The 11,695-nt window shown below is 54.0% G+C and carries 12 protein-coding genes; 6 read left to right on the forward strand and 6 right to left on the reverse strand.

The genetic code is table 11. The features are described 5' to 3' along the window. Positions 1–80: 80 nt before the first annotated feature. Positions 81–833, reverse strand: coding sequence for a metallophosphoesterase family protein (locus Pla144_RS22540; protein ID WP_146452967.1), 753 nt, complete (start codon positions 831–833; stop codon positions 81–83). A gap of 328 nt (positions 834–1,161) precedes the next feature. Between Pla144_RS22540 and tsaB the strand changes: the two genes are divergently transcribed. Further along, positions 1,162–1,848: a tRNA (adenosine(37)-N6)-threonylcarbamoyltransferase complex dimerization subunit type 1 TsaB gene (gene tsaB / locus Pla144_RS22545; protein ID WP_197530947.1), complete on the forward strand. Its 687-nt coding sequence runs from the start codon at positions 1,162–1,164 to the stop codon at positions 1,846–1,848. An 84-nt stretch (positions 1,849–1,932) separates the two neighbouring features. Here the strand turns inward: tsaB and Pla144_RS22550 are convergent, their stop codons facing one another. The 4 genes from Pla144_RS22550 to Pla144_RS22565 all read right to left on the reverse strand — a co-directional run bounded on the left by Pla144_RS22550 (position 1,933) and on the right by Pla144_RS22565 (position 6,921). Next, positions 1,933–3,417, reverse strand: coding sequence for an aldehyde dehydrogenase family protein (locus Pla144_RS22550; protein ID WP_146452969.1), 1,485 nt, complete (start codon positions 3,415–3,417; stop codon positions 1,933–1,935). A 289-nt stretch (positions 3,418–3,706) separates the two neighbouring features. Then, the gene (locus Pla144_RS22555) at positions 3,707–4,708 is read right to left on the reverse strand and encodes a GNAT family N-acetyltransferase (protein WP_146452970.1); all 1,002 of its coding nucleotides are present in this window, start codon (positions 4,706–4,708) and stop codon (positions 3,707–3,709) included. Between the two features lie 141 nt (positions 4,709–4,849). After that, positions 4,850–5,791: a lysophospholipid acyltransferase family protein gene (locus Pla144_RS22560; protein WP_146452971.1), complete on the reverse strand. Its 942-nt coding sequence runs from the start codon at positions 5,789–5,791 to the stop codon at positions 4,850–4,852. An 83-nt stretch (positions 5,792–5,874) separates the two neighbouring features. After that, complete coding sequence (locus tag Pla144_RS22565; protein WP_146452972.1) at positions 5,875–6,921, reverse strand: Gfo/Idh/MocA family protein; 1,047 nt, start codon at positions 6,919–6,921, stop codon at positions 5,875–5,877. 146 nt (positions 6,922–7,067) lie between these two features. Between Pla144_RS22565 and Pla144_RS22570 the strand changes: the two genes are divergently transcribed. The 3 genes from Pla144_RS22570 (at position 7,068) to Pla144_RS22580 (ending at position 9,739) form a co-directional block, all read left to right on the forward strand. Then, positions 7,068–7,532: a tRNA (cytidine(34)-2'-O)-methyltransferase gene (locus Pla144_RS22570; protein ID WP_146452973.1), complete on the forward strand. Its 465-nt coding sequence runs from the start codon at positions 7,068–7,070 to the stop codon at positions 7,530–7,532. A 297-nt stretch (positions 7,533–7,829) separates the two neighbouring features. Beyond that, positions 7,830–8,708: a UDP-N-acetylmuramate dehydrogenase gene (murB, locus tag Pla144_RS22575; RefSeq protein WP_146452974.1), complete on the forward strand. Its 879-nt coding sequence runs from the start codon at positions 7,830–7,832 to the stop codon at positions 8,706–8,708. A 38-nt stretch (positions 8,709–8,746) separates the two neighbouring features. Next, positions 8,747–9,739 carry a cell division protein FtsQ/DivIB gene (locus Pla144_RS22580; protein ID WP_146452975.1) on the forward strand — a complete coding sequence of 331 codons (993 nt, stop codon included), beginning with the start codon at positions 8,747–8,749 and terminating at the stop codon, positions 9,737–9,739. A 76-nt stretch (positions 9,740–9,815) separates the two neighbouring features. On the opposite strand, the gene Pla144_RS22585 is transcribed toward Pla144_RS22580, so the two are convergent. Continuing rightward, on the reverse strand, positions 9,816–10,052 hold the full coding sequence (locus tag Pla144_RS22585) for a carbon storage regulator (protein WP_391580978.1): 237 nt from the start codon (positions 10,050–10,052) through the stop codon (positions 9,816–9,818). Between the two features lie 209 nt (positions 10,053–10,261). On the opposite strand from Pla144_RS22585, the gene Pla144_RS22590 reads away from it, so the two are divergent. Beyond that, positions 10,262–11,200 carry a thiamine-phosphate kinase gene (locus tag Pla144_RS22590; protein WP_146452976.1) on the forward strand — a complete coding sequence of 313 codons (939 nt, stop codon included), beginning with the start codon at positions 10,262–10,264 and terminating at the stop codon, positions 11,198–11,200. Further along, a complete protein-coding gene (gene tsaE, locus Pla144_RS22595) occupies positions 11,197–11,688 on the forward strand; it encodes a tRNA (adenosine(37)-N6)-threonylcarbamoyltransferase complex ATPase subunit type 1 TsaE (RefSeq protein ID WP_146452977.1) in 492 nt (163 codons plus the stop codon). The genes Pla144_RS22590 and tsaE overlap by 4 nt, the downstream gene beginning before the upstream one ends. Positions 11,689–11,695 lie beyond the last annotated feature (7 nt).

Raw genomic sequence — 11,695 nt, forward strand, 5'->3', positions numbered from 1 at the left:
GCACTTGGCAAATCGCGCATGTGGCGTTAGTCCCCAGCAGGAAGACGAGCCTACGAAAACGTGCGAGACCAAATGCCTCGCTAGCGACCTTCCTTGATGCGGTCTCCCAGAAAGTTATCCAAATCGGGAGTCTGATAAATCTTCTCAGCGGTCTTGGCGTTGTCGTATTCCACGCGATGGAATGTCAACTTGTCGTCTTCTTGAACAATATAACAGGAACGCGGATCGCCGTCGCGCGGTTGCCCCACAGAGCCCACATTGACCATAAATTTCTGTTCGCGGAATTCAAACACATGATTGGTCTGCTCAGGCGTGATAAACTCCAAGCTCTCCAGAAACACCCCTGGCACGTGCGTATGTCCCTGGAAACACGCTTTGTTGATCAACCCGAAGAGCTTCTCCATCTTCTTCTGGTTGTAAATGTCTTCGGGGAACACATATTCATTAACTGGATTACGCGGAGAACCATGAACATATAACCAGGGATCATCTCGATGGACACGAGGGAGGGTACCCAAAAAATCCCACCGGCGATCGATCTGATCTCGCGGCCCGGTTGCGTTTTCTAACTGGCTGCGGGTCCAGAATATCGCACGTTCGGCACCGCTGTTGAAACCCTCGGGATCAAACATGGCCCCTTGGTCATGATTTCCCAGAAGGCAAATAGCAGACTTCTCGATTACTTTATCGAGACACTCACACGGATTCGGACCATAGCCGATGATATCACCGAGGCAAAAAACCTCTGTAATACCCTGACTGGCAATGTGAGCGAGCACTGCCTCGAGTGCTTCGAGATTACCATGGATATCGCTGATTACCGCACGTTTCACCGGAGAGACGACCTCACATCAACTAGCTTGAACATAAATCGCTGGACTAGCGAGAGAGTATCCCCCTCACGGACGCAGGCCAAGTTGGTCAGGCGTCGCGGTGCTATTGCCAAACTGTCAGTCTAAGTACCGCTATCGGGAGGGTCAAGGACGCATTCAAAGTGGTTTGATCACCGTTCCCCCCTAAATCGGTGCTATTCCAAAGGAGGTGCCAAGCTTTTCTCCCAAGGTGGGGTCGTACGGGGTGTCGCCCTTGGAAGGTGGGAAGAATGCTGCTAATTTCAGAGGCTTAAGCCACGAAAATCTGCCCGACATGTGAATCGACCTTGTGAGAATTCTTGCTTTTGAAACCAGTTTGCGGCAAGGTTCCATCGCTGCGCTAGAGAGTTCCCAATCCTCGACGCAGCTTGTCGCGGAAAGACAGCTTCCCAGTGACCAGCGTTCTGCTCAGTCATTGCTACCTGCTCTCTCCCAATTATGTAGTGAGTGCGGCTGGAAACCAGCGGAGGTCGAGTTGGTTTGCGTGACGACTGGCCCCGGCTCATTTACGGGATTGCGGATTGGCATAACTGCCGCCAAGGCACTTGCCTACGCAGTCGGCGCTAAACTGGTCGGCGTCCACTCGCTTGCCGCTCTGGCTGCAGGAGTCCCACAGCCCTCTGGGAACCTATGGACAATCCTCGATGCCCAACGACAAGAGTTGTTTGTGGCTTCTTTTGAGGAAAAAGCCATTACCCAATATCCAGAGACTCGAATTCTAAGCACCAATGATTGGCTTGCGGTTTTGAAACCTGGAGACTCGGTCGTGGGTCCACCACTTGATCATCTATGCGGCAAGTTACCTAGCGGAGTCGATGCCGTCGACGAAAATCTATGGCAACCGCAAGCGCGGATCGTTGGGCAATTGGGTTACGAATTTTTTTGCAGAGGTCACACAGTCGACCCAATGCAACTAGTCCCGAACTACTTCCGCAAAAGCGCCGCTGAAGAGAAAGCGGACGCAGCGGAAGCGTAATCTCAAGAAAGAAAAATGCGTCGCCGAACATTTCAGCGACGCCATATGATGGAATTTGGAATGCATGAATTGGTTGTTTCAAACCTAATTCATTGCCACCGTCACAGTCTTCAACTCGGTGTAAGCAGCCAAGCCAGCCTCGCCAAGCTCACGGCCCAGGCCGCTTTCCTTAAAGCCACCGAACGGGGCTGCGGGGTCGAAGACGTCGTAGCAGTTCACCCACACAGTTCCTGCTCGAAGCTTGTTGGCAAAGCGGTGCGCTTTGGCAATGTCATGGGTCCAGACCGCGGCGGCCAGCCCGAAATTGGTAGCATTAGCACGGCGGGCAATCTCGTCTACGTCGCTAAATTTCAAGACACTCAACACAGGGCCAAAGATTTCTTCCTTGGCGATCCGCATATCGTCTTCCACGTTTGTGAACAACGTAGGTTCAATAAAATAGCCCTTGTCACCGTGTCGTTTGCCACCGTTAACCAACTTGGCACCGTCCTCTTTGCCATACTCGACGTATTGCAATATCTTGTCGAATTGGGCCTGATCAACTTGCGGTCCTTGTTCGGTTTCTGGATCGAACGGGTCGCCGACGCGGCGAGACTTATTCATTTCCTGCAGGCGGTCGACAAATTCATCGTGGACATTGTCTTGGACGAACAATCGGCTGCCTGCACAGCAGCATTGGCCCTGGTTGAAGTACAAGGCAAAGTGGGCTCCGTTAATAGCGGCATCCAGGTCGGCATCGGCAAAGACCACGTTGGGGCTCTTGCCACCTAGCTCGAACGTCACTCGCTTCATCGTTTCCAGGGCAGTACGCTGGATGATCTTGGCAGTCGTCCCCTCACCCGTGAAAGCGATCTTGTCAACTCCCGGATGTGCTACAAGCGCAGCACCTGCCGTTGGACCATAGCCAGGGACAACGTTGATAACCCCATCAGGGATGCCGGCCTTTTGTGCCAGCCGCGCCATTCGCAGGCAAGTGAGCGGTGTCTGCTCAGCAGGCTTCATCACGATCGTGCAGCCCGTAGCCAAAGCAGGCCCCCATTTCCAGGCGGCCATCAGAGCGGGGAAATTCCAAGGGATGATCTGCCCCACGACGCCAACCGGTTCGCGTCGCGTGTAGCAGAAGTACTCGCCGTTGATCGGGATTGTGGAACCCTGAATCTTGTCGGCCCATCCAGCGTAGTAGCGGATCGTGTCAATCACCAACGGAATGTCCGCCGCACGCGAATCGCTAATCGGCTTGCCATTGTCCAGCGTCTCCAAGGCAGCCAATTCATCTGCTTCCTCTTCCAAGAGGTCGGCTAACTTATACATGAGCCTCCCCCGAGCGCGGGCGTCCATCTGCGACCATTCCCCCCCATCAAACTGGGCGCGGGCCGCATCGACCGCGAGATCGATATCAGCCTTATCCCCCTCGGCAACTTGGGCAATCACTTCCTCGGTGGCAGGGTGGATTGTATCGAACGTTTTCCCACTAGCAGCCGGAAGCCATTTTCCCCCGATAAAGCACTGGGTTTGATGAATCTTGGGATGAGCGACTTTCTTCGCCGGCTTTTCTGTGGCAGTAGCCATATCAGGTTTACCTCCTGCAAGAACAAGTGATTTGACAAGCAACCGGCTCAAGACCCGAACACGGCCTACCCCGGCACTATGGTAATTGTAACCATCGAGGGCCGGGGCCGCCTAGCAGGGATTTTCCGCAACGAAACGGGTGAGTCGCGACGCGCCAGTCGGGTTCTGCTCGAAAGAGCGAATCGAGCATGCAGTACTCGGTGTAGAACTCAGGACTTCACCTTACTCTTGCCCGCAAGCGTGAAATCGCTTGTTGGCAATTTTCAAGGTTGCCCTTTACCAGTGACAATTAGCTCATGGCCGACGAAAGCGCCGGACTTGATGCGCCGTTTTGCTGCGTCGCGTTCTTGCGGAAGACGAAGCCGTGATCCACTTCAATGAAGCCCAGGCTTTCGTATAACGCGAGGGCCGCTTCATTGGTTGCCATAGTTTGGGCTTCAATAGTCGCTACGCCTCGTCGGCGCAAGAGCCGAAAGGCCTCGCCAAGCAAATAGCTCGCACAGCCTTGCCGACGCCAGCCTAGATCGACTTGTAGATCGAACATGCCCGCGGTACAGATACCCCAGCAGGCGGAGAGGGGTTGGACATCCCAGAATGAGGCCGAAGCGATGACCTTACTCGATGTCTTATCATAAAGCCGAAAGCGATCTCGTTGCTGCGAACCCCAGACACAAGCTTCCCACCAATTGCAGCTAAGTGGATCGACCGTTTCTTCAAATCGGATCTGGCGACCCAGTTGTCGCACCTTACGAGAGACCGGCGGACGGAAGCGAACCAGATCACACTGCAAAATACAAATCTGCCCACATTCGGAGTAGCCTCGTCGCAGGCATCCCTCGCGCAACAAGCGATTCGACTCCAGCACGCCAGGGATTTCACTGCCACCGTACAGACCAAGGTAAAATGAATTGAGCGGTTTGACTCCGCCGGCATAAATGACCGTGGCGCCTGCAGAGCGAAGATACTTCTCACTCGCCTCAAGGAGAGCATCGACCAAGGACTCGTCTTCATAGCCCGCGCGAATCATCAAAAGATGTGTGGTACCCATGCTCTGGTCGAGACCGGTCCCTTCGTCGTTGGGGCCGAAACCAGCATGCACGAAACCTACAGGTAGTCCGTCCTTCGTGGCGACGATCAAACCCTGGCGATCAAAATGGGCCTTCGAGAAAACGGCGAACTCCAAGATGGGAGCCGAGATCGGTTGCAGGATACCTCGCTGAGGAGGCTGGCTGCGCCAGATCTCCGCCAAAAGCGGAGGGTCCGTATTGCGAAACGGCCGAAGTTGATACACGGTTGAACCGGCGTGTTTAGGAAGGCGGGGGGTGTTTGGCGGGAGACTTCTACCAATGCTGATTATGGCAGGCCTGCGCAAATCGGCAAGTCTATTGTGGTAGAACTTGCCGACAACTTGGATATTTTTTTCTCCCTCCCACTACGCTGCTTTTTGCTGACGGTGCGTTTTTCGGATGCGTCGCCGGTCCGAAGGGTCGCCCTTCCACCGCCGATGGACCCACCAATACTGCTCTGGATGCCGACGAACCATGGATTCTAAGTTTTGTGTGTACCAATCAGTCAGCAGGGGCACGGTTGTCCATTGGAAATCAGCAGCAGCCGGATCTGAAATGGCCGCAATTTCCATGCGAAACTCAAGCGGGTTCTTCCCACGCAGGGCAGCACTGACCGCCGTGGGGGCAGCACTCCCCAGCGAGAAGACCGCAACGGCCTTGTGGGTTGATGCCGGTTTGCCAAAGAAATCGACCCAACAGCCTCCTTTGCCGGCGAATTGGTCCCCCAGCAGGACCAGTGTCCCCCCCCGCTGGAGGAGTTCAGTGATCTGAGGGCCACTTCCCTGTTTTGGAAGCATGTACTGTCCCTTCGCTCCGCGAAAGCGATTGACATAGTCGTCGAGATACCTGTTATCTAGTGGCCTGGCAATCGTATGGGTCTCAAAGCCATGCAGAGCCAGCAGATAGCCACCCAATTCAAAATTCCCCAGATGGCCAGATATGATCACCATCGGTCGGTCGGAGACGAGATGGCGGACTATGTCCCGCATGCGGGAAATTGATGAGTGTTGCCGCCAGTTGGTTCGATGGAGTTTGCGTGGTGCATGGGCAATCTCGCAGATCATCAAGAACAAATGTTTCCACATAGCCAGGGCGATGCGATCGCGCTCCGCTTGCGAGACTTCAGGGAACGCAATGCGCAGATTTTCCTCGACTACGCTTCGACGCAGCTTCAAGACATGCCAGCAGAACGAACCCATATGATCCGAGAGGATTTTAAGCGCGCTCAGGGGCAAGGCCTGCACGCCGCAGATGAGCAGCCTTACCAAGAGATACAGGGCAAAATCGATAGTCTGCTTTTTGCGCACCAACGTGACTCCTTCCTTGGATGCCAGAGGGAGTCTATTGTGACCAAAAGTGTCTGATCGATGAAGGCTGATTTGCTTAGCTATTAAAGAGGCAGCTTAACCGTCTTGCCTGACTTAGCCGCCTTATAGATTGCCACTACGATTTCTACTGAACGTCGCCCTTCATGTCCATCAATAGCAGGAGCGCGGTCGTTGTTGATAGCACTCACAAAGTCCCGGAACTGGGCGGTGTGACCGTGATGGCCAATGGCTGAAGGGTCGGCTGCCCCCCCGCCGGTGCTACGGCTTTCTTGCATTGCTTTTAGAATTGCGGCGTCGGCACGCGTTTTCTTGGTGAAATCCCACACTTTGAGGTCTTCTTCTTCCAGCACCGCTGTTCCCTGATCGCCATGCAACTCGATCCGCTTCAAGTATCCAGGATAGACCGCTGTACTCGCCTCGATGACCCCCAACGCCCCGTTTTCAAATCGCAAAGTGGCCGTGGCCACGTCTTCGACTTCGATCCGCTTATGGGCCAACGTAGCCGTTTGGGCTTGGATCTCTGCCACGGGACCCATCAACCAGGTCAGCAAATCGACTGTGTGAACGGCCTGATTCATCAACGCCCCGCCGCCGTCCAGTTTCCATGTCCCGCGCCAAGCACCACTGTCGTAATACTCCTGAGTGCGAAACCACTTCACATAGGCGTCGCCAAGAGTCAGCCGGCCAAATCTCCCTTCGTCCACCGCGCGTTTCATTTTGACGGACGAGTCATGAAATCTCGACGGAAAAAAAGTTGACAGTTTGACGCCAGATTTCTCGCATTCGTTGATGATCCTGTCACAGCGTTGGAGTGTGATTTCCAATGGCTTCTCGACAATGACATGTTTACCCGCCTTCGCCGCTGCAACTGCCGGTTCCATATGAGCCCCGCTCGGCGTAGCTACACTAACGGCATCGACAGCGGGATCAGCCAGCATCTTCTCCATGCTGCTGTACGAGGTGCAACCTACTTCCTCGGCAAATGCATCGGCTCTCTCAGCTATGCGGTCGCAACAGGCGACTAGCTTGGCGCCTCGGACTTCACCGATTGCGCGGGCATGAAATTGACTAATCATGCCGGTACCGACAATGGCAATACCAAGTGACATGGGCAAGGCTCCTAAGCGAATAGAATTTTGAGACGACCACGGGCAGACAAAGTCCCAACGAGGCGGATAACATAGCAGATCAAAGTAATTTCATCGAGTCTTGTTGTTTTTCGGAATTCGCGAAGTTTTTTTCAGAGTATTTAAGAGTGTCCTACGAACCCAAACTTCATGTCGTCCTCCATCAACCGGAGATCCCTTACAACACGGGGAGCGTTGGACGAACCTGTGTGGCTGTAGGCGCAAAACTCTGGCTGGTGCGACCGCTGGGGTTTCGAATCGATGACTACTATTTGAGACGCGCCGGGCTCGACTATTGGCAGCATCTTGAGTGGGAGGTCGTCGACGATTGGTTACAGCTTGTCGGCCAGATTCCAGAATCTCGACATTGGTATTTCAGCAAAAAGGCTACTCAAAGCTACACCCAGGTGCGTTTCCTCTGCGGGGATGCGTTGGTCTTTGGCTCTGAGTCCCAAGGGCTCCCCGCCGACTGGATCAGTGCCAAGGCAGATCGCTGCTTGAGGATCCCCACCCGACCCGAGGTCCGCAGCCTCAATCTCTCTAACGCCGCCGCCGTGGCCAGCTACGAGGCCCTTCGCCAGTGGGAAACTTAAGACTCGGGAGAAACATATTTCCCTAGTATCTGAACTTGGAATACTAGATCGTCCCTGTGAATCTTCCAGTCTTGAGAAGTTTTGGCTGGTTCGAGAGGAATTTCTGCTCTTTTTGGCTCTTGTTTTTGCCTGATCGGTTTCAAAACCGGCGGATTTTATGCGAAACTAAGGGAATGCCGAAGATATAGGGAAGTCATACGCTATTGAGACTTTTGGAAAGTGTTCTGCCAGGTACGAATTGACGACCGACGGCGAATAAGTCACCATGATGTCGGCTCTTTTAAGGTTTAATCTGCAATGACACTGGTTAGTGGTTTCGAAAAAATTGTCCGAACGAGCGAGCCTCTGGCTCACCGTACTTGGCTCAAGATAGGTGGTCCTGCTGCCTTTTTTGCTGAACCGAAGTCGGTCGACCAATTGGCCGCTCTTGTCCGGCGCTGCAGAGAAGAAGATGTCCCGATCCGCATCCTAGGGGGTGGTTCCAACCTCTTGGTCCGGGACGACGGCGTTGCTGGCATGGTTCTCAGCTTGGCTAGTGGGGATTTTGCAGAGCTGAGTATTCGCGGAAACCAACTCACCGCCGGTGGTGGAGCAAAGTTGGCCCACGCGATCAGTGAATCAGTTCGATCTGGACTGGCTGGCTTAGAGCCACTCGTTGGAATCCCCGGATCGATTGGGGGGGCCTTGCATGGGAATTCCGGCAGCCGCGCGGGTGACATCGGCCAGTGGGCCTGTCGGGCGACCGTGATGACCCGCGCTGGAGAACTTTTTCAGCGAGATCGCGAGGACTTGGTATTCGCATATCGCCAAAGCAGCTTGGACGAACTGGTGATCCTGAGTGCAGATTTTCTTCTTGAGGAGGACGATCCTGAGCAACTCACCAAGCGCATGCAAAAGCAGTGGATCGTCAAAAAGGCCGGTCAGCCTTTGTCACATCAGAATGTGGCCTCAATATTTAAGAACCCACGGGGGATGAGTGCCGGCATGCTCATCGACCAGGCAGGGCTCAAAGGAACTCGCATCGGTGGCGTCGAAGTGAGCCAGCGCCACGCAAACTTCATCGTTGCGGGCGAGGGTGCGACCAGCCAGGACGTGTTACGGCTAATCGACACGATCCGCAGCCGAGTCGCGGAACGGCTCGGCGTGGAACTGGAGACCGAGCTTGAAATCTGGTGATTTCTGCTATCAGCGACCGAGCGCAAGGAGGTGTTCGAGTGGCCACAATTAAGAAAAAGAAAAAATCCGCCAAATCGTCCCCGGATTCGGATGCTCGTTCACATTTGGGCCGGGCTTTTTCGCTCTTGAAGCCACGCATGCGGGTCGTTCTTGCGCTGGTGGTCGTAGGACTTCTGGGCTGGGGGATGAACGAAGTTTGGCAGCATGTGGCCCCTTCGATCATCCATCGTCCACCTTACCTGCTTAGCGCCCAGCGTATCACGGTGACTTCTCCACCCGAATGGATTTCTGCAGATGTCCGTGCCGAAGTGGTCCGCAACACGGGACTCGATGGGCGGCTATCCACCCTCGACGATTCGTTCATGAGCGTAGTCGAAGATGCCTTTCTCTTGCATCCCTGGATCGCTTCCGTCGAGAAGATTTCGAAACTCTATCCTGACGGGGCTCATGTCGAAGTTACCTACCGCAAGCCGATTGCCGTAGTGGAAATGTCGAGTCCCCAGGGGATGTTGCTCGTTCCCGTCGATCACCAGGCGGTACATCTTCCGAACGAGGATGTTCCTGAGGTGTATAAACGATATTTGCCCCGTATCCAGAACGTAGTGGAACGACCTCCGGTCGGACAGCGCTGGGACGATCCGCGCGTGACGGGTGCTGCAGACTTAGCAGTTCGTTTATCAGATGTCTGGGAGCAACTTGCACTGGTAGATATACTCCCTTCTACCCGACCAGAGATACTCGACGAACATCGCTACTACGTCTACGATCTAATGACCCGCGGCGGAACAAGAGTCGTGTGGGGAGCTGCGCCAGCTCAAGCGCCACCAGGGGAAGATGATTTCAGCGCAAAGCTCGAAAGGCTTCGGGCCTGCGTAGCTGATGTCGGCCCTCTCGACTCAGTTCGCAGTCCGGCGGTTGTCGATGTGCGGAACCAACTCTCGGTGACCCCACGCACGGTCAAGAAAAAAGTCGAGCCGAGGACTGTAAAGAAGGAATCACCGGCTACCGAAGAAACATCGGTAGTAAAATGACCGATTACCAAATCCTAATGACCAGATCACACAGATCTACGTCGGGAAATTGGTCACAGGGAATTGAAAATTGGATTCAGCTCTTGCTCTCACGAGCCAATTGCTGAGCACTCTCAATTGCCAGTTGTTCAGCTTCGCGGAGCTGAATGGCGAGTTCTTCGCGCACCACCGGCAGTTCCTTGGGGGCTTCGATGCCGATGCGCACACCGCCGCTCCCGACCTTGATGACGGTGACAGCAATCTCGTCGCCGATCAGAATCCGTTCGCCAATTTTTCGGGAAACGACCAACACGCGCGTTGAAATCCCTTTCACTTGCTATTCATTGGCTTTGCAAATGAGAGTTTTTCGCCAAGAATAGGAGGTTGCAAAAACTAATTAGGCGTTTCGCTCGCCACGCTATGCGTTACGGTAGTCTTGGAGTGTGGCGTTTGCAAGCAGTTTGGAGCCATATTCCAGTTGGAAATTGGCTCAATCATGTTGGTTTGGGTAGTTTGCGTGCTTTGTAAGCAGGTTATCTGTCTATGTCGCTCGAATCGGAATTGATCGCTTGGCTCAAGGGCAACTTGCCTCAAGCTCACCAATTCGAGGTTGGTCTAGGAGATGACGCCGCAGTTTTGGAACTAGATGGCAGGGCCGTGGTCACCACCGATATGCTCACGGATGGCGTTGATTTTCTTCTGGAGGAAGTCGAACCCCAATTGATTGGGCACAAGGCGCTAGGTGTTAATTTGAGCGACTTGGCGGCAATGGCAGCAGAGCCGATCGCAGCGTTTGTGTCGTTGGCATTGCCGCGCGCCGGAACGGAGAATCTCTCTCCATTAGAATTGGCGATTGAACTTTATCAAGGGATGTTGCCGCTAGCGGAGTTGCATGGTGTTACCATTGCGGGTGGCGATACGAACACCTGGGATGGCAGCTTGGCTATTAGTATTACCGCGATCGGTGAGACAACCTCGCGAGGTCCGCTTCGTCGTTCTGGTGCTAGGGCCGGTGATAAGGTGCTCGTAACTGGCCACTTGGGAGGCAGCATCCTCGGCCGTCATCTTCAAGTGGAACCTCGCATAAGGGAAGCATTACAGCTTCATGAGCAGTACAAATTGCACGCTGGGATAGATATCTCTGACGGTCTTGCTTTGGACGCTTCACGTCTGGCAACAGCCAGTGACTGTGGCATCGTACTAGAGATGGAAAGTATCCCGATTTCAGGTGCTGCCTATGATTTGAGCAATACCACTGGAAAAACCCCTCTTGAACATGCCCTGGGAGATGGGGAAGATTTTGAACTCCTGCTGGCTGTCCCGCCAGAGGAGGCGAAAAATCTTATCGCTGCTCAGCCTATTGATGTTTCAATCACTTGCATCGGGGAATTCATTGATAGTTCCGGATTGTGGAAAGAAGAGATTGATGGGAGCCTTTCGCCTCTTACTCCCACCGGTTACCAACACGAGGCAGACAGGTGACAGAGTTTCGCTTTCTCGCACAGGATGAATCGGATACCGATAGACTGGGCAAGCATCTTGCAGAGGTGTTGCCACCAGGCTGCGTTATCGCGCTGAACGGTACACTGGGTGCCGGCAAGACTCGCTTAGTCCAAGCAGTAGCAGCCGGTATGGGTATTCCCCGCGAAGCGGTTACCAGCCCCACCTTCGTGCTGGTCAACGAATACGTCGGCGGACGCTTACCCATCTACCACTTTGATACCTACCGACTTTGCGACGAGGATGAATTCATCGAACTTGGTCCGGAGGAGTATTTTTCTGGTAGAGGCATCACGTTTGTCGAGTGGGCCGAACGGTTTGAGACTTGTTTGCCTGCGGAGAGAGTCACAGTTCACATTGAAGTGTTAGGCGCGAGCGAACGAGAATTTGCTGTCTCAGCGAATTCAGCGTCGCTCAATTCAATTGTTGACGAACTTGGAGAAAAGTTGGTAGCTAAAGGCACAAGGTGATTTGTGA

The organism is Bythopirellula polymerisocia, assembly GCF_007860015.1.
Taxonomy (GTDB): domain Bacteria; phylum Planctomycetota; class Planctomycetia; order Pirellulales; family Lacipirellulaceae; genus Bythopirellula; species Bythopirellula polymerisocia.